General features: G+C 66.6%; 21 protein-coding genes, 2 tRNA genes, 1 pseudogene and 1 riboswitch. Of the genes and pseudogenes, 8 read left to right on the forward strand and 16 right to left on the reverse strand.

Going from position 1 to position 22,992, the window contains the following annotated elements; translation table 11 throughout:
• The 7 genes and pseudogenes from VNQ78_RS16145 to VNQ78_RS16175 all read right to left on the reverse strand — a co-directional run.
• Positions 1-464, reverse strand: a pseudogene (locus tag VNQ78_RS16145) (hypothetical protein); the annotation flags it as partial.
• A 68-nt stretch (positions 465-532) separates the two neighbouring features.
• A complete protein-coding gene (locus VNQ78_RS16150) occupies positions 533-775 on the reverse strand; it encodes a hypothetical protein (protein ID WP_325691624.1) in 243 nt (80 codons plus the stop codon).
• Positions 776-858: 83 nt separating this feature from the next.
• Positions 859-1,065 (reverse strand): helix-turn-helix domain-containing protein, encoded by a 207-nt coding sequence (locus tag VNQ78_RS16155; protein WP_325691627.1) that lies wholly within the window; start codon positions 1,063-1,065, stop codon positions 859-861.
• 96 nt (positions 1,066-1,161) lie between these two features.
• A complete protein-coding gene (locus VNQ78_RS16160; RefSeq protein WP_325691629.1) occupies positions 1,162-1,731 on the reverse strand; it encodes a hypothetical protein in 570 nt (189 codons plus the stop codon).
• The gene (locus VNQ78_RS16165) at positions 1,718-2,887 is read right to left on the reverse strand and encodes a tyrosine-type recombinase/integrase (RefSeq protein WP_325691631.1); all 1,170 of its coding nucleotides are present in this window, start codon (positions 2,885-2,887) and stop codon (positions 1,718-1,720) included. Before VNQ78_RS16165 ends, VNQ78_RS16160 begins: the two co-directional genes overlap by 14 nt.
• Positions 2,888-3,346: 459 nt before the next feature.
• A complete protein-coding gene (gene gdhA, locus VNQ78_RS16170; RefSeq protein WP_325691633.1) occupies positions 3,347-4,720 on the reverse strand; it encodes an NADP-specific glutamate dehydrogenase in 1,374 nt (457 codons plus the stop codon).
• A 225-nt stretch (positions 4,721-4,945) separates the two neighbouring features.
• The gene (locus VNQ78_RS16175) at positions 4,946-5,368 is read right to left on the reverse strand and encodes a DUF1489 domain-containing protein (protein WP_325691635.1); all 423 of its coding nucleotides are present in this window, start codon (positions 5,366-5,368) and stop codon (positions 4,946-4,948) included.
• Between the two features lie 106 nt (positions 5,369-5,474).
• Between VNQ78_RS16175 and VNQ78_RS16180 the strand changes: the two genes are divergently transcribed.
• Positions 5,475-6,689 carry a multidrug effflux MFS transporter gene (locus VNQ78_RS16180; RefSeq protein ID WP_325691637.1) on the forward strand — a complete coding sequence of 405 codons (1,215 nt, stop codon included), beginning with the start codon at positions 5,475-5,477 and terminating at the stop codon, positions 6,687-6,689.
• A gap of 82 nt (positions 6,690-6,771) precedes the next feature.
• On the opposite strand, the gene VNQ78_RS16185 is transcribed toward VNQ78_RS16180, so the two are convergent.
• From VNQ78_RS16185 to VNQ78_RS16205, 5 genes are all read right to left on the reverse strand, one after another.
• Positions 6,772-6,846 (reverse strand) — tRNA-Glu (locus VNQ78_RS16185).
• A 202-nt stretch (positions 6,847-7,048) separates the two neighbouring features.
• Positions 7,049-7,123, reverse strand: a tRNA-Glu gene (locus VNQ78_RS16190).
• Between the two features lie 121 nt (positions 7,124-7,244).
• Entirely contained in the window at positions 7,245-8,990 is a 1,746-nt protein-coding gene (gene recJ / locus VNQ78_RS16195; protein ID WP_325691639.1) for a single-stranded-DNA-specific exonuclease RecJ, read from the reverse strand.
• A gap of 56 nt (positions 8,991-9,046) precedes the next feature.
• Positions 9,047-10,012: a class II fructose-bisphosphatase gene (glpX, locus tag VNQ78_RS16200; RefSeq protein WP_325691641.1), complete on the reverse strand. Its 966-nt coding sequence runs from the start codon at positions 10,010-10,012 to the stop codon at positions 9,047-9,049.
• An 81-nt stretch (positions 10,013-10,093) separates the two neighbouring features.
• Positions 10,094-10,345: a BolA family protein gene (locus VNQ78_RS16205; RefSeq protein ID WP_325691643.1), complete on the reverse strand. Its 252-nt coding sequence runs from the start codon at positions 10,343-10,345 to the stop codon at positions 10,094-10,096.
• A 69-nt stretch (positions 10,346-10,414) separates the two neighbouring features.
• Between VNQ78_RS16205 and VNQ78_RS16210 the strand changes: the two genes are divergently transcribed.
• Positions 10,415-11,038 carry a DnaJ domain-containing protein gene (locus tag VNQ78_RS16210; RefSeq protein WP_325691645.1) on the forward strand — a complete coding sequence of 208 codons (624 nt, stop codon included), beginning with the start codon at positions 10,415-10,417 and terminating at the stop codon, positions 11,036-11,038.
• A gap of 98 nt (positions 11,039-11,136) precedes the next feature.
• Here the strand turns inward: VNQ78_RS16210 and metK are convergent, their stop codons facing one another.
• The 3 genes from metK to VNQ78_RS16225 form a co-directional block, all read right to left on the reverse strand.
• Positions 11,137-12,303: a methionine adenosyltransferase gene (metK, locus tag VNQ78_RS16215; protein WP_325691647.1), complete on the reverse strand. Its 1,167-nt coding sequence runs from the start codon at positions 12,301-12,303 to the stop codon at positions 11,137-11,139.
• 4 nt (positions 12,304-12,307) lie between these two features.
• Positions 12,308-12,356, reverse strand: a riboswitch (SAM-SAH riboswitch).
• Entirely contained in the window at positions 12,354-13,919 is a 1,566-nt protein-coding gene (lnt, locus tag VNQ78_RS16220) for an apolipoprotein N-acyltransferase (RefSeq protein ID WP_325691649.1), read from the reverse strand. It overlaps the preceding riboswitch by 3 nt.
• An 8-nt stretch (positions 13,920-13,927) precedes the next feature.
• The gene (locus tag VNQ78_RS16225) at positions 13,928-16,045 is read right to left on the reverse strand and encodes a DEAD/DEAH box helicase (protein ID WP_414694096.1); all 2,118 of its coding nucleotides are present in this window, start codon (positions 16,043-16,045) and stop codon (positions 13,928-13,930) included.
• 457 nt (positions 16,046-16,502) lie between these two features.
• On the opposite strand from VNQ78_RS16225, the gene argS reads away from it, so the two are divergent.
• The 6 genes from argS to VNQ78_RS16255 all read left to right on the forward strand — a co-directional run bounded on the left by argS (position 16,503) and on the right by VNQ78_RS16255 (position 22,259).
• Entirely contained in the window at positions 16,503-18,248 is a 1,746-nt protein-coding gene (argS, locus tag VNQ78_RS16230; RefSeq protein WP_325691651.1) for an arginine--tRNA ligase, read from the forward strand.
• Between the two features lie 68 nt (positions 18,249-18,316).
• Positions 18,317-19,486: an SPOR domain-containing protein gene (locus VNQ78_RS16235; protein WP_325691653.1), complete on the forward strand. Its 1,170-nt coding sequence runs from the start codon at positions 18,317-18,319 to the stop codon at positions 19,484-19,486.
• Positions 19,487-19,490: 4 nt separating this feature from the next.
• The gene (locus tag VNQ78_RS16240; protein ID WP_325691656.1) at positions 19,491-20,477 is read left to right on the forward strand and encodes a glycoside hydrolase family 3 N-terminal domain-containing protein; all 987 of its coding nucleotides are present in this window, start codon (positions 19,491-19,493) and stop codon (positions 20,475-20,477) included.
• A 58-nt stretch (positions 20,478-20,535) separates the two neighbouring features.
• Complete coding sequence (locus tag VNQ78_RS16245; protein WP_325691658.1) at positions 20,536-21,375, forward strand: ScpA family protein; 840 nt, start codon at positions 20,536-20,538, stop codon at positions 21,373-21,375.
• Entirely contained in the window at positions 21,372-22,031 is a 660-nt protein-coding gene (gene scpB / locus VNQ78_RS16250) for an SMC-Scp complex subunit ScpB (protein ID WP_325691660.1), read from the forward strand. The genes VNQ78_RS16245 and scpB overlap by 4 nt, the downstream gene beginning before the upstream one ends.
• A 21-nt stretch (positions 22,032-22,052) precedes the next feature.
• Entirely contained in the window at positions 22,053-22,259 is a 207-nt protein-coding gene (locus tag VNQ78_RS16255; RefSeq protein WP_325691662.1) for a hypothetical protein, read from the forward strand.
• On the opposite strand, the gene VNQ78_RS16260 is transcribed toward VNQ78_RS16255, so the two are convergent.
• On the reverse strand, positions 22,256-22,992 hold a 737-nt coding region (locus VNQ78_RS16260; protein ID WP_325691664.1), incomplete at its 5' end, for a 2'-deoxycytidine 5'-triphosphate deaminase. The two genes, VNQ78_RS16255 and VNQ78_RS16260, sit on opposite strands and share 4 nt — an antisense overlap.

Below are 22,992 nucleotides of genomic sequence, written 5' to 3' on the forward strand. Positions count from 1 at the left end.
GCGGTCTCAAGGTCCATGCCCTGCGGATTGCCACCGGCAGCTTCAACCAACAGGCCGACCACCATGCGATTCTGCACAAGGGAGGGGGGCAGGCTGTCGGCAGCGCCGCCACCCAGCCACAGCGGCGGCACGTCGACGAGCAGGCCGGTTTCCGTGTCGCGGGCGGTCAGTGCCAGCGATACGGTGCCCTTGGTCGTTGAATGCCGCACCGACGCAGCTTCAAGGCGGATCTCATAAATCCCCGGCTGGAAATGATGCACCCGTGCCGCAGCATCAGGGGCACCCAGCGTCACCGAAACAGGCGCAGGCGGGGCAGCCGTGGCACCAACACCCACAGACGGGCGGAATTGCATCCGGCGGGCGGGCGGTGTGCTCACCGGGGGCGCAGCGGGCTGCGCGGGTGCAGGGGTCGCCGCCGCCTCGGACTGTGCGGGCTGTTCGGTCTCGATAGGTTTTCGTGCCATTTGGCAAGCCTTTCTCGTGCGCGGCCTACGGCCACGCTGTTGCGGTTAAAAAGGGTAGGGGGTTCAGATCAGGCCAGAATGGCCGCAAGCGCCGGATTGATGGCTAGAAGATCCTTGCGCAGGTCCATGAACCGGCGATCAAGGTAGTGCAGTTCCACCGCCGTCTGGCGCTGCCACTGTTCGATCCGATAGATCATCTCCTGCGCTTCATGCGCCAGTTCAGGCGGCAGGTTCGGCAGCGCGCGGTATAACTCCATCTTCCCCGCCTCGATGCGCTTCAGGAGGCGGTAGAGTTCGTTGTCAGTAGCCATGTCGTCGCCCTCCTTTGGGCATAGCTATCCCGTCACCGGGAACAGCCCCGGCGCTCGGGCAGTCGAATTGTCAGGGGGTCAGGTCAGTCCGGTTTCGCCGGGCTGCTGGTGGTGGCGCGGCGGGTGCGCGCCAGGAAGGCTTCGACTTCGGCGGCAGGCCACAACAGCGGCCCGCTAGGTGCGAGGCGAACAGGCAGTGGTAGGCTGCCCTTATTGATGGCACGTGTCAGGGTGCTGCGGCTTACGCCGAGTCGCTCTGCCAGTGCCTTGGTAGTGAGATAATCGGCCATGCGGTCCGTCCTTTCTTCGTCCGATGAAAGAAAGGTAGCGCGGTGGCGTTGACGCAGATAGGCCCGCTGATCGGACTAAATCGGAGGAAATCGGACTCAATCGGAATCTGTCGGACTCCGTGCCTTGGTCCAATGCACGGGTAGCCCTTTATGCACCAGGTTGGCGCGCGCAAACGCCTCTTGCGGGACGGGAGGGCCTTCCACCATACGGGCGACCTCTTTCCTGGTCAGGTGCGACCGCCAGCAGGCACCGTCCGTCACCAGGTGCCCCGACGCTTCCAGTTGGTCGAAAATGGGTTTAACCCGCTCCCTCCACGGCAAGGCAGGCAGTATTAAAGGAATCTCGGTGCTCGCCCCCTGCCTTGTCGGATGATCCGGGCTGGCGGCAGACACCGAGACCCCGACCGTCTGCACCGGCGGCGCTGCTGCCTCGCGCTGCGCCTCATAGAGATCCACGATGACGCGGGCTGTCATGTCATCGCCGACAACCAGCCATTGCCCGTCACGGTGTTCCCATATGGTCGGAGCCTGCGGCGCTGACATGGCGACGGGGGTGCCGTCATCCTGATGCGCGACGTAATGAACATCTGGGCGATGCTCGATCATGAAACACCGGCCATCCCACTCGATCAGGTCATACGGATTTCGCGGATCAGGCTGCCACATCGTCGGCCCCCTTTCCGGTGACGAAATCCGCCCACGTCGCCATCAGTGTCGCGCGTTCTTCGAGATGGTCGGTGCGGGCATAGGCCCGGCTGACTCTACTGCCGGTGACGTGAGCAAGCTGGGCCTCGGCAACTTCGTGCCGGGCTTTCGCCGATTCCCCCGCCCAATCCCGCCAGGACGAGCGGAAGCCGTGCGGGCGATAAGGCAGATCACGCGTTTTCATGACTTTCGACAGACTCATGTCAGAAAGCGGTTTTCCCGAAGGGCCGACGAAAATATGCCCACCGACCTTGACGGCTTTCGCTGCCTCGATCACGGCTATGGCTTCATCGCTAAGGGGTATCCGATGCTCCCTGCCGCTCTTCATCCGGGCGGCGGGGATGGTCCATATGCGACCGTTGATCTCGCTTAGGTGTAGTTCTCGCACCTCTGCCGACCGCGCGCCGGTAAGGATGACAAAGCGCAGCGCAAGGGCTGACTTGCCTTCGACCTCGGTCAGCGTCTTGTAGAAATCCGGCACCTCGCGCCACGGCATCGCCGGGATATGGATCGCAACGTGCTTCTGATCCCCGAGCAGCGCACGGGCCTTTGTCCGGGCGGTGACATCGACAGGCAGGTCCAGCGCAGCACCGTGCTGTAGCACGATGCCGATGCGTTCGAGGGCCTTGGCGGCAATCGACGCACTCTTGCGCCAGATCGGCTTGAGCACGTCCACGATGTCGTGCTGGTTCACGTCCTTCGCTGCCAGGTGGCCGATCGTTGGCAGCACATGCACCGCAAGGGGTGACATCCAGTTTCCGGCCTTGCCGCCATCTTTCAGACTGCCCTTGCGGGCCTCGAAGGCGAGTTCCGTAAGCTGCGCAAAGGTCACGTCGCGCTGGGCGGCTTCGGCTGCCCGGTCACGGCGAACACGGATCGGATCATGTCCCTGCATGACGAGGGTGCGGGCTTCTCTTGCCATCCCCCTTGCCTCGGCCAGGGTGACATGGCTTGTTGAGCCAAGACCCATTTCACGCCGACGCCCCGAGAGGCTGAAGCGGAAAACCCATTTCGCGGACTCATCGGTCTTATGCAGCCACAGCCCGTCACCGTCGCAATGCTTGCCCGGCGAAATTGCCTTCACCGAAAGATTTGTGAGCTTACCGCGCAGCCGCATCGTCCACCTCTGGGTCCACCCCTCGATATAGTGCCGCACCGTGCAGCACCGTGGCGCACGATGCGGCATGATTAACAGCAAAATCAAGTGATTCTACGTGTTTAGGTGCACAGGGTGGCGCAGGATGTAGCATAGTGAATAGCCAGTTGGAGCGCTTCACCCGCTCCATCCCAATCCCCCGAGACTGCGTATAATCATTCATTTTCAACGTGATGGTTGACGCCATTCGCGCCGGGTTCGGCCTTTCCTCACGAGAATGCTTTGGCAATCCGAGGGTTTGGCCACCTCGCAGGGGGCAGGACGTTGATTCTGCACGGGTTCCGCCGTCAGGCTTGACGCGAAGCTCTGGCAATGGCGGGGCGGGGCCACGCCGGCCTTCAGACCCCTGAAATGCAGCAGGAGCGGCGGTGTCGCGCACCGCCGCTCCCGTGTTCATTCCTGCTGGCGCAGGCTGTGCCGTCAGATCACCCCGAAGGCCAGCATCGGCTCGGCCACGCGGATGAAGCCGGCGATATTGGCGCCGCTGACGTAATCGCCCGGCACGCCATATTCCTCGGCCGTCGCAAAGCAGCTGTCATGGATGTCGCGCATGATCTCTGCCAGCCGGGCCTCGGTCTTCTCAAAGGACCACCGGTCGCGCGATGCGTTCTGCTGCATTTCCAGCGCCGAGGTCGCTACCCCGCCCGCATTCGCCGCCTTGCCGGGTCCGAACCGGACGCCCGCTTCGCGGAAGAGGCGGATGGCATCGGGGGTGCAGGGCATGTTGGCGCCTTCGCCGACGGCGATCACGCCATTCTTGATCAGCGTCTTGGCGTCCTTTCCGGTCAGCTCGTTCTGGGTCGCCGAGGGCATGGCGATGTCGCATTTCACATCCCAGATCGTGCCGTCCGAGGAGGCTACGAAATAAACTCCGTCGCCTTCGCCCTTCAGCCGGACGTAATCGGTGACGCGGCCCCGGCGGAGTTCCTTGATCTCCTTCAGAAGCGCGAGGTCGATGCCGTTCTCGTCGACGATATAGCCCGAGCTGTCCGAGCAGGCGATGACCTTCCCGCCGAATTCCTGGACTTTCTCGATCGTGTAGATGGCGACATTGCCCGATCCCGAGACAACCACGGTCTTGCCGTCGAAGCTGTCGCCGATCGCTTCCAGCATGGCGCGGGTGAAATAGGTGTTGCCATAGCCGGTGGCTTCCTTGCGGGCCAGCGAGCCGCCATAGAACAGGCCTTTCCCGGTCAGGACGCCGGCCTCATAGCGGTTGGTCAGGCGCTTATATTGCCCGAACATATAGCCGATTTCGCGGGCACCGACGCCGATATCGCCCGCCGGAACGTCCGTATATTCGCCAAGATGGCGATGCAGTTCGGTCATGAAGCTCTGGCAGAAGCGCATGACTTCGTGCTCCGAGCGGCCTTTCGGATCGAAGTCGGACCCGCCCTTGCCGCCGCCGATCGGCAGGCCGGTCAACGCATTCTTGAAGGTCTGCTCGAAGCCGAGGAACTTGATGATCCCGACATTGACCGAGGGGTGGAACCGCAGCCCGCCCTTGTAGGGGCCCATGGCCGAATTGAACTGGACGCGGAATCCGCGGTTGATCTGGACGTTGTTCTGATCATCAAGCCACGGCACGCGGAAGATGATCTGCCGCTCGGGTTCGCAGATGCGCTCGATCAGCGCATTCTCGAGATATTCTGGATGTTTGGCAACGACGCGGCCGAGGCTTTCAAGAACCTCGCGCACGGCCTGATGGAACTCGGCCTCGCCGGCATTGCGGCGGGTGACTTCGTCGTAGATGCCGACCAGTTTGTCGTCTATTTGCACAGTCGCCTCGATCATTTGAGCAATTTCCGCGCAGATGTAGCCAAAACTTCGGGCAGTTCAAACGGATTCGACCAAAATCCATGCGCGGCGCGAGATGGCTGGTTCTTCATTGTGAGGGGTAATCGCGCCCCCGGCCTCCATCCTGCGCGGATGGCGGATCACAGAGGTTCTGGTGCAATTACCCAGGCTGGCGGCGAAATTTCGGCATTCCGCCCCGGCGAAAACCGCGGAGGTTCCGGGCTAGCGCAGCCCCATTTCGGCCAATGCGCGGGCGATCTCGGGGGGCAGGTTCGGCTCCTCCTCACGCCCGGCGGGCAGGTCGGCGGGGGCATCCTCGGCCTTCAGGTAGCGCCAGCCCTGGAAGGGGCGGCGCGGCACGGCGGCGGTGCGGATCAGGCCGGGGGCAATGATCAGGGCGCAGCGGCGGATGCCGTCCTCGCCCGTCACCTCCTCAAGCCCGATCAGGCGCTGGCGGGCCTGCATGATGCCCTTGAACACCCAATAGATCGACCCGCCATTCAGCAGCTCGGCCTCGCGCTTGGGCCACATGCGGGTGACGTGCCGGGCCGGACCGCCGGACCAGCGGTCCTGCTGCCATGCCTCGAGTTCGGCGGGGCTGTCGCAGCCGACGCACAGCTTCATCAGGTTCAGGGTGGTGCTCATGCACCAGATATATCCGCCGCCGGAGGATGTGCAACGGGCGGCCTTGCGCGCTGTGGACAAGGCAGCTACCCCACGCGCATTCCATGTGAGACGAGACGAGGCGACAATGACCCATTCCCCGCCAAAGCCGGTCCACGGCCAATCCCTGCCCGAATTCGTCGCCATGCTGGCCGTGATCTTTGCCGTGATCGCATTCTCGATCGACGCGATGCTGCCCGCGCTGCCCGAGATCGCCGCGACCCTGACGCCCGAGAACGTGAACCGCGCCCAGCTGGTTCTGACCTCCTTCATGGCGGGGATGGGGGCGGGCCTGTTCGTCGCCGGACCGCTTTCGGACGCATATGGCCGCAAGTCGATCATTACCCTGGGCTTCACGATCTATGCCGTGGCGGCCATCGCCGCCGTCTTTGCCAATTCGCTGGAGATGCTGCTTTTCGCGCGCTTCATGCAGGGATTGGGCGCGGCGGGGCCGCGCATCGTCTCGCTGGCGCTGGTGCGCGACCTTTATCAGGGGCGCGAGATGGCGCGGATCACCAGCTTCGTGATGATGATCTTCATCCTGATCCCGGCGGTCGCGCCCTCGATCGGGGCGGGGATCATCTATTTCGTCGGCTGGCGCGGAGTTTTTGGCGCCTTCCTCGTGCTCGCGCTGATCGGCGGCCTCTGGCTGAACATCCGCCAGCCCGAGACGTTGCCGCCCGAACAGCGCATCCCGATGCGCCCGGCGAGCCTTCTGCGCTCGGCCCGCGAGGTACTGGGCAACCGGCAGGTCCAGCTTGTCACGGTGGTGATCACGCTGGGTTTCGGGCAGATGTTCGCCTTGCTGAGCGCGGCCCAGCAGCTTTTTGCGGACACCTATGGCAAGGGCGAGAACTTCCCCTACTGGTTCGCGGCCATGGCGCTTCTGAGCGGCAGTGGAACGGTTCTGAACGCGCGCTATGTCGTGCGGCTGGGGATGCGGCGCATCGTGAAAAGCGCCTATGCCATGCAGGTGGTGGTCTCGGGGGTGATGTGCGTCCTCTCCTTTGGCGATCTGCTGCCGGCGGCGCTGCGCTTTCCGGCCTTCTTCCTCTGGGCGGTCAGCGTCTTTTTCATGGCGGGAGTGACGTTCGGCAATCTCAACGCCATGGCGCTGCAGCGCATGGGCCATGTCGCCGGCATGGCGGCATCGGTGATCGCCGCCGTCTCGACCGTGGGCGCGGTGCTGATCGCGGCGCCGATCGGCCTGCTGTTCGATGGCACGGCGCTGCCGATCATGCTGGCCACGCTGGTCTGCTCGGGGCTGGCGCTCTGGTTGATGCGCTGGGTCGAGGAGGTCTGAGGAAGGGCGCGCAAGCGCCCTTTTTCATTGCAGGCAAAACTCTAGGCTTGCAGCCGCAACAAACTGTTCTGTCGGGGAAAAGTGGCAGCCCGTAGGGGAGTCGAACCCCTCTTTTCAGGTTGAAAACCTGACGTCCTAACCGATAGACGAACGGGCCACTTTCGCGCCATCATCTGGCGACGAGGTGGCGTTTAGGCCAGCTTCGCGCCCGCCGCAAGAGGCAGTTTCACATCATCTGTGGGTAAGATCGAAATTTTTTCGCGACCCTCTGGCGGCGCGTCGAACATCCGTCACGGGCAAGAAAAAACGCCGCCGATCATGTCGATCGCGGCGCGTATCCCGTTTCAGGCGGGATAAAGTGGCAGCCCGTAGGGGAGTCGAACCCCTCTTTTCAGGTTGAAAACCTGACGTCCTAACCGATAGACGAACGGGCCACTTTCTATCTCCGCAAGGCAGTGCCCTGCGGCGTGGGGCGGTGTTTAGGCCAGCTTCCCTGAGGCTGCAAGCGGAAAAATGACCTTTCGGTGAAGATTTTTCACAGGTGGACCGGCGGGCTCATCCGACCGGGGCGGCGTCATCCAGCCGCAGCCTCACACGCTCGCGCCCGCCCCAGATCGACAGCTCGAGCTTGCCGGCAAGATGAAAGCGCTTGCCGCGCCCCTCCAGCAGCGTCTGGCCCAGCGGGCCGGACATCGCGCCCCAGGCGACGGCGTCGATCGGTGGGCTGCCGGGGCTGCGGAAGCGCAGACGCAGGTGGCTGTCGCCCATGGTCGAGGCGCTGTCGATCACCTGATCGGCAAAGGCGAATCGCGGGGCAGGCGCCGCCTGACCAAAGGGGCCGGCGCGTTCCAGCATCTGCATCAGCTCGACCGTCGCGCCGGCGGGGTCGAGCAGTCCCGAAATCCGCAACTCGCCCGCGCCAGACCGCTCGGCCATCTCGCGCGAGAGCAGCTCGGCCAGCCGTTCCATCGCCTTCGGGATCAGCGCCTCCTCGACGGTCAGGCCGGCGGCCATGGCATGTCCGCCGCCCTTCAGCAGCAGCCCCTCGGCCGCGAGCCGCTGGACGGCGCGGCCAAGATCGACGCCGGGGACCGAGCGGGCGGAGCCCTTGCCGATCCCGTTATCGACCCCGATCACGACCGAGGGCAGGCCGGTCGCCTCCTTGACCCGCGCGGCGACGATGCCGACCACGCCCGGATGCCAGCCTTCGCCCGCGGCCCAGGCGACATGGCCTGCATCGCCGCGTGCGTCGATCTGGGCTATGGCGGCCTCGCGCACCGCCGCTTCGATGGCGCGGCGGTCGCGGTTCAGCTCGTCCAGCTGGGTCGCAAGCTTTTCGGCCTGCCGCGCATCCGTGCAGGAGAGGCAGAGCGCGCCCAGATCCGCCTTGCCGACGCGCCCGCCCGCATTGATGCGGGGGCCAAGCAGGAAGCCGAGGTGAAAGGCGCTCGGGGCAGAATCGAGCCGCGCCACGTCCGAAAGCGCGACAAGGCCCGGACGCGCGCGCCGGGCCATGATGACCAGACCCTGCCGGACAAAGGCCCGGTTGACCCCGATCAGCGGCGCGACATCCGCGACGGTCGCCAGCGCCACCAGATCCAGCAATCCGATCAGGTCGGGCTGCGGCCGCCCGGCCTCGCGCAGCAGGCGGTTGCATTGCACCAGCGTCAGAAAGACGACCCCCGCGGCGCAGAGATGGCCAAGGCTGCCATCCTCGTCGGCGCGGTTCGGGTTCACCACGGCGAGGGCGGGGGGCAGCGTCTCGCCGCCCTGGTGGTGGTCGAGGACGATCACGTCGCGGGGTGCTGCCGCCGCCAGCGCCTCATGGCTGAGCGTGCCGCAATCGACGCAGATGATCAGGTCGTGGTCGCGCGCGAGGCCCGAGATCGCCGGGACGTTCGGGCCATAGCCCTCGTCGATGCGGTCGGGGATATAGAGCGTCGCCTCAAGCCCCTGACGGCGCAGCCAGTCGATCAGCAGCGCGGCCGAAGCGCCGCCATCAACGTCGTAATCGGCAAAGATCGCGATGCGCTGGCCCTTGATGACCGCGGCGACGATGCGCTCGGCCGCCTTGGCCATGTCGCGCAGGACCAGCGGATCGGGCAGCAGGTCGCGCAGCTTGGGATCGAGATAGGATTGCGCATCGGGCGCGGAGACCCCGCGCGCGGCTAGGACGCGGCTGACCGGAAGGGGCAGCCGGCTCTCCTGCGCAAGTGCCTCGGCAGAGCGTTCAAGGGTCGCGTCGGGGCCGCGCCAGAAGCGGCCGGTGAGCGAGGAGTCGACGGAAAGAAAGGCGGTCATGGGAGCTTCATCCCCCATGACCGCCCTTTGTTCAAGTGGAGCCAGCGCCCCCGGCGTCACTTCACCGGGTTGCGATAGATCATGCGGCGCACCGATCCGGTCTTGGAGCGCATCAGGATCGTCTCGGTCTGGAGGTAATGCGGCTCACGCTTGACGCCCGCCACGATCGAGCCGTTGGTCACGCCGGTCGCGGCAAAGATCACGTCGGCGGTCACAAGCTCGTCCCGCGAATAGATCCGGTCGAGATCGGTGATCCCGGCCTTCCGCGCGCGGCCCTTCTCGTCCTCGTTGCGGAACAGCAGCTTGCCCCACATCTGGCCACCCATGCATTTCAGGGCCGAGGCAGCCAGCACGCCTTCGGGCGCGCCGCCGGAGCCCATATACATGTCGATGCCGGTCAGTTCGGCTTCCGCGCAATGAATGACGCCGGCGACATCGCCATCGGTGATCAGCCGGATCGCGGCGCCGGTCGAGCGGACCTCGGAGATCAGGTCCTCATGCCGGGGACGTTCGAGGATGCAGACGGTAATGTCGCTGTCCTTGACGCCGCGGGCCTTTGCAAGGGCGCGCACACGCTCGGCAGGGGACATGTCGAGGCTGACCACGTCCTTGTCATAGCCCGGACCGATCGCCAGCTTCTCCATATAGACGTCGGGGGCGTGCAGCAGGGTGCCGCGCGGGGCCATGGCGATCACGGTCAGCGCGTTCGGCATGTCCTTGGCGGTCAGGGTGGTGCCTTCGAGCGGGTCGAGCGCGATGTCCACCTCCGGCCCCTCGCCGGTGCCAACTTCCTCGCCGATATAGAGCATCGGGGCCTCGTCACGCTCGCCCTCGCCGATGACGACGACGCCCTTGATGTCGAGCATGTTCAGCTGTTCGCGCATCGCATTGACGGCGGCCTGGTCGGCGGCCTTCTCGTCGCCGCGCCCGATCAGGCGGGCCGAAGCATGGGCGGCCGCCTCGCTGACGCGGGCCAGTCCCAGAGACAGCATCCGGTCGTTGAAATCCTTGGGCGATGTCATGCTGAAAATCCTTGTGTCTACACTTGGCAAGGCTTCTACGCGCCGCAATGTAACGGCTGCAAGGCTGTCTGCGCTAACGGTTCAGCTTTCCGCCAGTTCGAGCGCGAGCGCGTGGATTCTGGGCACGATGTCGCCGAGCGTGCTGTGGACGAGGCGGTGGCGCGCCACATGGCCGAGGCCGGCGAAGCGGGGACTGGCCATGCGGATGCGGAAATGGCTTTCGCCGCCGTCGCGCCAGCCCGAATGGCCGCGATGCCCCTCGCTTTCGTCGATCACCTCCAGCCGGGTCGGCGCGAGCTCGCGCAAGCGTTCCTTCATCTCGTCCGCAATCATCCTGAATGCCCCTTTCATGTCGCGCGAAATAGCTTAGACTGCGCGTCCCGATCAGGACAAGGCAGGCAAATGAGCAACGACCCGTTCGGCTTCGACATCTCGGCAGCCTCGGACAAGAAGAGACGATCCAAGGGCCGCCGCGGCATGTCCGGGGCCTTCGAGACTTCGACGCGCAAATGCGACAAGGAGGGATGCAACGAGCCCGGACAGTACCGCGCGCCGAAATCCCCGAGGAAGCTTGATGACTATTTCTGGTTCTGCAAGGACCATGTTCGCGAATACAATCTGAACTGGAACTATTTCCAGGGCCAGTCCGAGGCCGAGTTCCAGGAGTTCCTGGACAATGCGACAGTGTGGGAACGCCCGACCAAGCCTTTTGGCCGCGCCACGCAGGAGCAGAAATGGGCCCGGCACGGCATCGACGATCCGCTGGAGATCCTTGGCGCGAACGGGACCAATCCCGAGGTCCGTGCCCGCGCAACCCGCAAGCTGCCTCCGACCGAGCGCCGGGCGCTGGATATTCTTGAGGCGAAGGACAGCTGGAGCCGGACCGAGATCCGCAAGCAGTACAAATCGCTGGTGAAAGACCTGCATCCCGACATGAATGGCGGCGACCGTTCCGACGAGGACCGTTTGCAGGAGGTCGTCTGGGCCTGGGACCAGATCAAGGACAGCCGCAGCTTCAAGGACTGAGGAGGGAAGTGGGGGCTTTGCTCCCGCGCGTTCCGCGCTCCCCCAGGGTATTTCGGAAACAGTGAAGGCCGGGGGATGCGCCCCGGCCTTTCGGTTTCTTACAGCTCGCGCTTCAGCGCCTCGGCGAGATCGGTGCGTTCCCAGGAGAAGCCGCCATCGGCCTCGGGCGCGCGGCCGAAATGGCCATAGGCCGCCGTCCGGCGATAGATCGGGCGGCAGAGGTCCAGATGCTCGCGGATGCCGCGCGGCGTCAGGTCCATGGCGCGGGAGACGGCACGCTCGATCTCGGCCTCGGGAACCTCGCCGGTGCCGAATGTGTCGGCATAGATCGAGAGGGGCTTTGCCACGCCGATCGCATAGCTGAGCTGGATCACGCATCTGCGCGCAAGGCCGGCCGCCACGACGTTCTTCGCCAGGTAGCGCGCCGCATAGGCGGCCGAGCGGTCCACCTTGGTCGGATCCTTGCCCGAGAAGGCGCCGCCGCCATGCGGGGCCGCGCCGCCATAGGTGTCGACGATGATCTTGCGGCCGGTCAGGCCAGCATCGCCATCGGGGCCGCCGATGACGAAAGTGCCGGTCGGGTTGACCCACCATTCGGTATTCTCGGTCAGCCATCCGGCCGGCAGGACCTCGCGGATATAAGGCTCGACGATGGCGCGGATGTCGTCAGAGGTCTGGCTTTCGTCCTTGTGCTGGTGCGAGAGGACGAGGCTGGTGACCTCGACGGGTTTCCCGTTCTCGTAGCGCAGGCTCAACTGGGATTTCGCGTCCGGCCCGAGCATCGGCTCGGCCCCGGATTTGCGCGCCTCGGCCAGTCGGCGCAGGATGGCGTGGGAATACTGGATCGGCGCCGGCATCAGTTCGGGCGTCTCGTCCACGGCATAGCCGAACATGATGCCCTGATCGCCCGCGCCGTCGCGGTCGACGCCCTGGCTGATATGGGCCGATTGCTCATGCAGGTAGTTGTGGACGTGGCAGGTGTTCCAGTGGAACTTCTCCTGCTCGTAGCCGATATCGCGGATGGTCTCGCGGGCGATCTGACTGATGCGCCCCATATATTCGCCGAGCTTCGCCTTGTCGGTCAGGCCGATCTCGCCCCCGATCACCACGGTTGCGGTCGTGGCGAATGTCTCGCAGGCCACGCGCGCGGCCGGATCCTCGGCCAGAAGCGCGTCGAGGACCGCATCGGAAATCTGGTCGCACAATTTGTCGGGATGCCCCTCGGACACGGATTCCGAGGTGAACACGTAGTTCTGTCTGGCCATGAGATGCTCCGTTGAGATGACGCCGCCACGCCAGGAAGCCGTTGTGACGGTCAGGGATGACGGATAGACCGGCCCCGTGTGGCAGTCAACCGCCGATGGAAGGCGGCCGCGAGGACGGCCGCGAGCGCCGCGAGGACCGCCGGCCAGTCGCCCCAGCGCGACCATGGCGTCGGCGGCAGGGCGGCGGGCAGGGCCGCGTCGATCCGCCCGACGAGGTCGAGGCCGAGCGTCGCCCGGATGCCGCCCCGCGCGTCGATGACTGCCGAAACCCCGGTATTCGCCGCGCGCATCAGGGGAAGGCCGGATTCGATCGCCCGCAGCCGCGCCTGCGCCAGATGCTGCCATGGCCCCGAGACCGTGCCGAACCAGGCGTCATTCGTGACCTGCAGGAGCCAGGCCGGCCGCTCTGCCCCGGTGAGGAGATGGCGCGAGAAGACCGCCTCGTAACAGATCAGCGGCTGGACCGGCGGCAGGCCGCCAAGCGTGAGCAAAGCCGGGCCGGGGCCGGGCGAGTAGCCGAAGCCATGCTGGGCGGCGAAGGCGCGGATCCCGAACCGCGCGAGGCTGTCGCCCCAGGGCGTGTATTCGCCGAACGGGACGAGGTGGAACTTGTCATAGATGGGGCCGATGCCCCGGCTCGAAAACTCGGTCAGGCTGTTGAAATAGCGCTCGCCCTCGACCCGCTGGATGCCGAGGGCGACAGGCGCGCCGGCATATGCAGCGATGTCCTGGGGCGCGCTGCCCGCCTGCTCCAGCAGGAAATTCACCGCCGTTTCGGGCCAGATCACCAGTTCCGGCGCAGGGCGACCCGGATCGCGTGCGGCGGAGAGGTCGACGAGGCGGCGCAGGAAGACTTCGGACCAATAGGGATCCCATTTCAGCGCCTGGGTGGCGTTAGGCTGGATCAGCCGCAGGTGATGGCCGGTATCGGGGGGAAGCGGCTGGGCGAGCCTTGCCATGCCCGCGCTCCATGCCGTCCCGATCAGCAGGACCGAGAGGATTGCGCCGGGCAGGGGCCTGCGCCAGCACTCGCGGTTGTGCCGTGCGAAGGCGACGGGCAGGGATGCGGCCAGCATGGTCAGCGCCGAAAGGCCGATTGCGCCGAAGGTGGCGGCGGTCTGCCCCGCCGGGGTCGCGATCCAGACATGGCCGGTCAGCGCCCAGGGCAGGCCAGTGAAGATCCAGCCCCTGATCCAGTCGGAAAGGACGATGAGCGCGGCGAATGCCAGCCCTCGCGCCGCCGGTTCCGGGGTGATCCTGCCTGCGAGGAGCGCGGGCAGCGTCCAGAAGACCGCGCCCCCGAGCGCCATGAAGAAAAGCGCGAAGGGTGCCATCCAGCCATAGACCTCGGGCTCGACCAGAAAAGGTTCGATGATCCATGAGAGGGCGAGGGCGAAATGCCCGAAGCCTGCGGCGAGGCCGTGCCAGGCGGAGCGCCGGGCGCTCCCGGAATGGGCCACGCGCCAGCAGAGGACCGCCAGCGCGAGGACCGTGACATACCAGAGGTTCAGCGGCGCCTGCCCCAGGGCGGCCAGCGCCCCGAGAGCCAGATCGACCCCGAGCGAAGCGATCGACGGACGGCCGCGACGGTCAGAGGCAGGCAGGGACGCCGGCATGGTCCGGGTCAGCTGTTCGCGGACGTGTCATCCACGGCTGCGACCGGCGCGGGATCCGCGGCATCGGCGGCCTTGGCCCTCGACTTGCGCGGAGCGCGGGGCTTGGCCGGTGGCTTTTCCGCGACTGCGGGAGCAGCCTCCTCGGCCGGAGCGGTTTCCGCCTTGGCCTTCGCCCGGCTCTTGCGGGGGGCCTTTGCCTTTGCTTCAGGCTCTGCCGCGGCTTCGCCGGTGGCCTTGGTCGCCGTCTTGGCCTTGGTGGTTGCCGACCGGGTAGGGGCGCGGCGCTTGGGCTTTGCGGCAGGCTCGGACGCGGTCAGGGTTTCGACCTCGGCTGCGACCGGCGCGCTCTCGGCATTGACCGGCGCGGCAGCCGCTTCAACCGGTGCTTCAACCGGGGGCTGAGCGGGTTCGACCACGGCTTCGACAGGAGCAGCGGCCTTCGGCGCCCTCGGCTTGCGGGTGCGGGCGGGCTTCGGCGCAGGTTCCGCGGCGGGTTCTGCCACGACGACGGGGGCCGCGACCGCCTCGGCGGGTTGCGGCGCCTCGGTCGCCGGTTCAGGCGCGGGCTGGCTTGGCACCGGGTTCCTAGCGGGGGTCTCGCGCGGTTCGCCGCGCTCGGCCTCGGTCTCGGAGGCGGTTTCGAGGAAGGCGGGACGGAAGCTCCGGGTCAGGAACTCGGGCATATGGTCGCCCATGCCCATGACGGCATTCCGCTCGCCCCGGCGTTCCTCGCGGCGCTCCGAATGCCGCTCGGACGAGCGGTTGGCGGAGCGGTCGCGATGCTCCTCGCGGCGCTCTTCCTTGCGCTCCTCGCGCGGGCGGGAGGATTCGCTGGGCCGGGGCTGGGTCCGGGTATCTTCGCCACGGCTGCGCTGCTCGCTGTCGTCGCGACGTCCGCGACGGTCGCGGTTACGCTCGCCCCGGCCGTTTTCGCGTGGCGGGCGCGGCGCGTTCTGGGCCGCCGCCGAAAGGGTGAAGCCTTCGGGCACGGGCGCGCGGGGCAGGGTCTGCTTCACCAGCGCCTCGATCGCGGTCAGATACTTCTCGTCCATCGGCGTCGAGATCGAGATCGCGGTGCCTTCGCGCCCGGCGCGGCCGGTGCGGCCGATGCGGTGGACGTAATCCTCGGCATGGCTGGGCAGGTCGAAGTTGATGACGTGGCTGACCGCCGGAATGTCGAGCCCGCGCGCCGCCACGTCGGAGGCGACGAGGAAGCGCAGCTTGCCCTCGCGGAAATCATCCAGCGTCGCCATGCGGTGGCGCTGGTCGAGGTCGCCATGGATCGGCGCGGCGTCGAAGCCATGCGCCTTCAGCGACTTGGCGACGATATCCACATCGGTCTTGCGGTTGCAGAAGATGATCGCGTTCTTCAGGCCCTCGCCCTCGGCCCGGATCAGGGCGCGCAGCAACTCGCGTTTCTGCTTGGCGGACTGGTCGCGGCGGGTGGGTGCGATCTCGACCAGTTTCTGGGTGATGGTTTCCGAGGTCGTGGCCTGGCGCGCGACCTCGATCCGCTCGGGCGCGTGCAGGAAGGTGTCGGTGATTCGCTCGATCTCCGGGGCCATGGTGGCCGAGAAGAACAGCGTCTGCCGGGTGAAGGGGGTCAGTTGGAAGATGCGCTCGATATCCGGGATGAAACCCATGTCGAGCATCCGGTCCGCCTCGTCCACGACCATGATCTGCACGCCGGTCAGCAGCAGCTTGCCGCGCTCGAAATGGTCCAGAAGGCGGCCGGGCGTGGCGATCAGCACGTCGACGCCGCGGTCTATCAGCTTGTCCTGCTCGCCAAAGCTGACGCCGCCGATCAGCAGCGCCTTGGTCAGCCGGGTGTGCTTGGCATAGATGTCGAAATTCTCGGCGACCTGCGCGGCAAGTTCCCGGGTCGGGCACAGGACGAGGCTGCGCGGCATCCGCGCCCTTGCGCGGCCGCGGCCAAGCAGCGTGATCATCGGCAGGGTGAAGCTGGCGGTCTTGCCGGTGCCGGTCTGGGCGATGCCCAGCACGTCGCGGCCTTCCAGCGCGGGGGGAATCGCCCCGGCCTGGATCGGGGTCGGCGTTTCATAGCCGGCCTCGGAAATGGCTTTGAGAACCTTGGGGTCCAGCTTCAGGTCGGAAAATTTGGTCATTCGGGGCTTTCGTGTCAGTGCACAGCATGTTGACTGCGCGGATCTTGCGTCCATCGCCACGGCCGGCCCCTGATCCAGATCGAAGGTCCGACGGTGGCAGGTCGGGACGCTTCTCCGCACGCCCCTCGCCAATGTCTGCCGGATGCAGACGCGTAGGGGCCTAGCCGAAAACGCGCGCTGCGTCAATCTGATCGCGGATTTTCCGTGACTGCCCCGAGGAGGGTAGGCAAACTGCGTGCGGTCGCGGGGGCGGATTGCCCGTCCTCGCGTGTCTCGGGCGTAGTTTCCGGCGGCTGGCGATTGGCCTTGCCCCGGGCGCGGCGATCACCATCTTTGACGCTGGGCCGTTCCTGAGGAGGCGGGCCGGCGGGGGGACAACCGGGGCAGGGCGGGGCTGCCATGGTTGACGGCCCCCAAGGCCTGACGTTATCCCGCTGCAATCTTATGGATGGAAGCCATGAACCTCTTTTCGGATATCCGCGCGCTGGTCATTGATGCGCTGGCCCAGATGGAACAGGCGGGCGAGCTGCCCGCGGGACTTGAAACCGCAGCCGTGACGGTCGAGCCGCCGCGAGACGCGGCGCATGGGGACATGGCGACCAATGCGGCCATGGTGCTGGCAAAGCCGGCCGGAAAGAAGCCCCGCGAGATTGCCGAGATCCTTGCCGCGCGCCTTGCCGCCGACCCCCGCATCACCGCGGCCGAGGTCGCTGGTCCGGGCTTCCTGAACCTGCGCATCGCCCCCGCTGAATGGCAATCCGTGCTGAAGGCCGCCCTGACCGAGGGCAGCGATTATGGCCGTTCGACCATGGGCAAGGGCAAGCGCGTCAATGTCGAGTTCGTCAGCGCGAACCCGACCGGCCCGATGCATGTCGGCCATACCCGCGGCGCGATCTTTGGCGACGCGCTGTCCTCGCTGCTGGATTTCGCGGGCTATGACGTCACGCGCGAATATTACATCAACGATGGCGGCGCGCAGGTCGATGTCCTCGCCCGCTCGGCCTATGAGCGTTACCGCGAGGCGAACGGGCTTGAACCCGAGATCCGCGAGGGGCTCTATCCCGGCGACTACCTGATCCCGGTCGGCGAGGAGTTGAAGGAGAAATACGGCGCCAGCCTGCTCGACAAGCCCGAATCCGACTGGCTGGTCGAGGTACGCGACTTTGCGACCGACCGGATGATGGCGATGATCCGCGAGGATCTGGCGCTGCTCAACGTGCATATGGACGTGTTCTCGAGCGAGAAGGCGCTTTACGGCACCGGCAAGATCGAGGCCGCGATCGAGCGGCTGCGCCAGGCCGGGCTGATCTATGAAGGCGTTCTGGAGCCGCCGAAGGGCAAGACCCCCGAGGATTGGGAGCCGCGCGAGCAGACCCTGTTCCGCTCGACCGCGCATGGCGACGATGTCGACCGGCCGGTGAAGAAATCCGACGGATCCTGGACCTATTTCGCGCCTGACATCGCCTATCACTGGGACAAGATCGACCGCGGCTTCGACCAGCTGATCGACGTCTTTGGCGCCGACCATGGCGGCTATGTCAAACGCATGACCGCCGCGGTGGCCGCGCTTTCCGATGGCCGCGTGCCGCTGGACGTGAAGCTGATCCAGCTGGTGAAGCTGTTCAAGAACGGCGAGCCCTTCAAGATGTCGAAGCGCGCCGGAACCTTCGTCACGCTGCGCGACGTGGTCGAGCAGGCGGGGGCGGAAGTGACCCGTTTCCACATGCTGACGCGCAAGAATGACGCGGCGCTCGATTTCGACTTCGACAAGGTGCTGGAGCAGTCCAAGGACAACCCGGTCTGGTATGTGCAATATGCCAGCGCCCGGATCAATTCGGTGCTGGGCAAGGCCGCCGAAGCCGGCGTCGCGACCGATGACGCCTCGCTTGCCGGGGCGGATCTTGCGCTGCTGAGCCATCCGGCCGAACTGGAAATGGCGCGGAAAGTTGCCGAATGGCCACGCTCGGTCGAAATCGCCGCGCGGGCCAATGAGCCGCACAGGATTGCGTTCTATCTCTATGATATTGCGTCGGAACTGCATTCTCTGTGGAATCGTGGCAATGAGGAGCCTTCGCTGCGCTTCCTCCAGGACGGCGATCCTGCTGCGACTGCCGCGAAAATCGCGCTTGCCCGCTCCGTTGGCGTTGTCATTTCGGCCGGTCTTGGTATCTTGGGCGTGACTCCGGCCAAAGAGATGCGCTGAAAACAGCGTCCCGCCGGCGTCGAGCAGAGCAACGAGCAGATACCGGGCAAACCGGCAGGCAGGCAGGAATGGCAGTGGTAGACTTCCGCTCTGGCGGCTTTCAGGGCGCGCAGCCTCAACGGCATGCGCATGATTATAGCCATGAGGACGATCACGAGGACTGGCAGGCCGATGCCTGGGACGATGGCCGCTATGAGGAGGCCCATGCGGGCGTCCTGGGCGAGCCGCCCTCGCTTTTGGGGCGTCTGTCGCGCCTGACGCATTACCTTGGGGCGCTGGTTTCGGTCGGGCTGATCGTGATTCTGGCGGTCTGGGGCTTCAAGCTGGTGGTCCGTGACGTGTCGGGCGTGCCCGTCATCCGCGCGATCGAGGGCGAGGCCCGCACTGCGCCGGACGATCCGGGTGGAGAGCTGACCGACCGGACCGGCCTTGCCGTCAATGCCGTCTCCGGCGGCGCGGCCGCCACCGTGACCGAAAAGGTGGCCATCGCCCCCGCGCCGACCGGGCTTGGTGCCGAGGACGTCCCGATGGGCGAGCTTGGCGCGACCGCGCAGGCCGCCCGTCCCGTCGATCTTCCGTTGAACGACGATACGCCCCGCGTTATCGCCATGCCCGATGGTGAGGCCGCTGCCGCTGCCGCCGCCCTCGCCGCGCAATCCACGGTCGAGCCGGACGAGGTGACGAGCGGGCTGATCTCGACCGACGCGCCCTCCACCGAGGCGCCCGTGAACGAGGCGCTGACCGATCTTGCCGGGCAGGAGACGCAAGACCTCGCGATCAATCAGGCTCTGGCCGAGGCGCATTCAACCCCGGCTCCGGCCTCGGTCGCGCAATCCGCCCGCCCGGCGCCGCGTCCCCGCCGTGCCGCGTCAGTCACGACCGCCCCCGCGCCTGCCTCGATCGTGAGCAGCGCGCCTGCTGCGGCGCGTCCCGAAGCCGCGCCGAAGCCTGCTGCCGCAGCCGAACCCGCGCCAGCCAAGGTCGCCTCCGGCTCGGCCATGGTCCAGATCGGCGCCTTTGACAGCGACGCGCTGGCCAAGGGCGAATGGCAGCGGGTCTCGGGCAAGTTCGGCAACCTCTTCAGCGGCAAGTCCCGCGTCGTACAGGAAGCGCAAAGCGGTGGCCGGACCTTCTGGCGCCTGCGCGCCGCCGGGTTCGAGTCGAAGGACGAGGCGCGCCGCTTCTGCGCTGCGCTGATCGCCGGCGGTATCGACTGCATCCCGGCCACGGCAAAGTGACGGTATGACCAGCGCGACCATTCTGGGCGGCATCGCCGGTCCCGACCTAGCCGGGGCCGAGCGGGATTTCCTGCGCGCCGCCGATCCGTGGGGCTTCATCCTGTTCGGGCGGAATATCGACACGCCCGAACGGCTGCGCCGCCTGACCGCGGATCTGCGCGAGGCCGTTGGCCGCGATGCGCCGATCCTGATTGATCAGGAGGGCGGACGCGTCCAGCGGATGCGCGCGCCGCACTGGACCGACTGGCCCGCGCCGCTGGATCAGTCCGCGAATGGCGACCGCGCGATCTGGCTGCATCATCACCTGATGGCGCGCGAGCTGCGCGAGATGGGCATAGACGCCGATTGCGCGCCCTGCCTCGACATCGCGCGCGAGGATACGCATCCCTTCCTGCGCAACCGCTGCCTTGGCACCGATGCCGCGACCGTCAGCCGGCTGGGACGGATCGCCGCCGATGCGCTTCTGGCGGCTGGCGTGCTGCCGGTCGTCAAGCACATGCCCGGCCACGGCCGCGCGCGCGTGGACAGCCACAAGGATTTACCGGTCGTCGAGGCCACGTTGGCCGAGCTGGAACAGACCGATTTCGCGCCCTTCCGCGCGCTTGCGGACCTGCCGATGGCAATGACCGCCCATATCCGCTTCACCGCGATCGACGATGCGCCCGCCACGGCCTCGGCCAAGGTGATCGCGCTGATCCGGCAGCGGATCGGCTTTGACGGGCTGCTGATGTCCGACGATATCGGGATGGAGGCGCTGTCGGGCACCCCTGCCCAGCGTGCCGCCGCCACCATCGCGGCGGGCTGCGACCTCGTCCTGTCCTGCAACGAGACCATCCCGCAGATGGAGGCGATCGTTGCTGCGGCGGGTGATCTCGCCGCTGAAGGGCGTCGCCGGGGCGATCATGCGCTGACCTTCAGGAAATCCGCAGATGCGGACGAAGTCGCGGATATGCGCGCCGAACTCCGTGCCCTTGGCGGCCTTGCCGCCTGAGATTGACTTGCAGCCCGCCATGCCCGATTCTGCGCCGGTCCTGACGGCCTGACTGACAATGACCAAAGTGCCCTATCTGACGCCGGTTCCAGACCCGGAAACCGCGGCCGCCGCCCCGCATGAGCCGGGGCCGGAGGCATTGGGCGTCGCCGACCGGCGGGCCGAGGAGGTGCTGGTCGTCGATGTCTCGGGCTTCGAGGGGCCGCTCGACCTGCTGCTGACGCTGTCGCGGACGCAGAAGGTGGACCTGATGCAGGTCTCGGTCCTGCAGCTTGCCGACCAGTATCTGGCCTTTGTCGAGCAGGCCCGCGCCCTCAGGATCGAACTGGCCGCGGATTATCTGGTCATGGCGGCATGGCTCGCCTTCCTGAAATCGCGCCTGCTGCTGCCGCCGGACCCCGAGGCCGATGGGCCATCGGCCGAGGATCTGGCGGCGCATCTGGCCTTCCAGCTTGAACGGCTGCAGGCCATGCGCGAGGTCGCGGCGCGGCTGATGGGGCGCGACAGGCTGGGGCATCAGCGCTTCGCGCGCGGCGCGCCCGAGACCGTCACGCGCTCGCGCCGGGTTGCATGGCAGGCCGGGCTGATCGACCTGATGCGGGCCTATGCGCGACTTAGAACCCGCGATGAGTTCCGCCCCTATGCCTTTGATCGTACGGATATCTTTACCATGGAGCAGGCCCTTGACCGGGTGCGCGCCATGCTGGGCTATGCGGGCGACTGGACCTCGCTCGCGAGCTTCCTGCCCGATGGCTGGGACGGTGATCCGCAGCGCCGCCGCTCGGCCACCGCCGCGACCTTCGCGGCCACGCTGGAACTGGCGCGGCAGGGCCGGATCGAGCTTCAGCAAGCGGGCACCTTCGCCCCCCTCAACATTCGCAACAAGCGCCCGGAATGACCGTCGACACGCCCCCAGAGACTGCACAGCCCCCATCCCCCTCGCTCTCCGAGCAGGAGCGGATGGTCGAGGCCATCCTTTTCGCCAGCGCCGAGCCGATGAGCCTGCGCGAGATCGCGGCCCGCCTGCCCGACGGCTGCACCCCCGCCGAGGCGCTGGAGAGCCTCCGCGCCCGCTATCAGGGCCGGGGCGTGCAGCTTGGTCGGGTGGGCGAGGCCTGGGCGTTCCGCACCGCGCCGGATCTGGGTTTCCTGATGCAGGAATCGATGGTCGAGAGCCGCGGCCTGTCGCGCGCCGCGACCGAGACGCTGGCCATCATAGCCTATCACCAGCCAGTCACCCGCACCGAGATCGAGGAGATCCGGGGCGTCGCCCTCAGCCGGGGCACGCTGGATCAGCTGATCGAGCTGGGCTGGGTCAGGGTCGGTCGACGTCGGCAGACGCCGGGGCGCCCGGCGACCTTCATCGTGACCGAGGGGTTTCTGGACCATTTCGGGCTGGAAAGCGCCCGCGACCTGCCGGGGCTTGCCGAACTCAGGGCGGCGGGCCTGCTCGAATCGCGTCCTCCGGCGGCTTTCCCGACCGATCCGGCAATGTCCTTGGGCGACGATGCCGAGGGCGTGGAATTGCCCGATGATGTTTACGATGATGAGTGAAGGCAGAGGCGGAGCCGGAAGATGAACATGAACCAATTCTTCAACATGCTGACCCGGATGGTGACGCGTCGCGCGATGAACTGGGGGATCAACAAGGGCCTCCGGCAGCTGAACTCCGGCAGCGGCGGGAAGCGCAGCCCGCAGCAGAAAAGCCTGAACAAGACCGCCCGCGAGACGGCGAAGCGCGCCCGTCAGGCCGCGCGGATCACCCGCCGGCTGGGGCGCTAGCCCGCCGCGAACTGCTTGGCGAGCTTGAGGCCCTGGCCCTGATAATTCGAGGCGATGCCCTCGCCATAAAGACGGTCAGGCCGGGCCGACATGCGTTCATAGACGAGGCGTCCGACCACTTGCCCATGCTCCAGCGCGAAGGGGGCCTCGTGGCAGCGGACCTCAAGCACGCCGCGCGCGCCATGACCGCCGGGACCGTGGCCAAAGCCGGGATCGAAGAAGCCCGCGTAATGGACCCGGAACTCGCCCACCATCGCCAGATAGGGCGCCATTTCGGCGGCGTAATCGGGAGGGATGGCGACTGCCTCGCGGCTGACGAGGATATAGAAGGCGCCGGGGTCGAGAATCAGTTGCCCGTCCTGCGTGTGCAATTCGTCCCAGAAATCCGAGGCGCGATAGGCGCCGATCCGGTCAAGGTCGATGACGCCGCTATGCGGACGGGCGCGATAGCCGACCAGATCGCCCTCGGCCGGCCGCAGATCGACCGAGAAGCCAAGCCCATCGTCGATCAGCGCCTCGCCAGTGACGAGGGGCTGGCGCGCGTGCAGCTGGCCCAGCTCGGCATCGGACAGCACCGACTGGCCCCGGCGCAGACGAAGCTGGTTCAGGCGCATCCCCGGACGCACGAGAACCGAAAAGCTGCGCGGGCAGATCTCGGCATAGATCGGGCCGTCATAGCCCTCGGGCAGGCGGTCGAACTCGGTCCCCTCGTCGGTGACGAGGCGGGTCAGCA

Source organism: Paracoccus sp. (in: a-proteobacteria), from assembly GCF_035556475.1.
Lineage (GTDB): Bacteria > Pseudomonadota > Alphaproteobacteria > Rhodobacterales > Rhodobacteraceae > Paracoccus.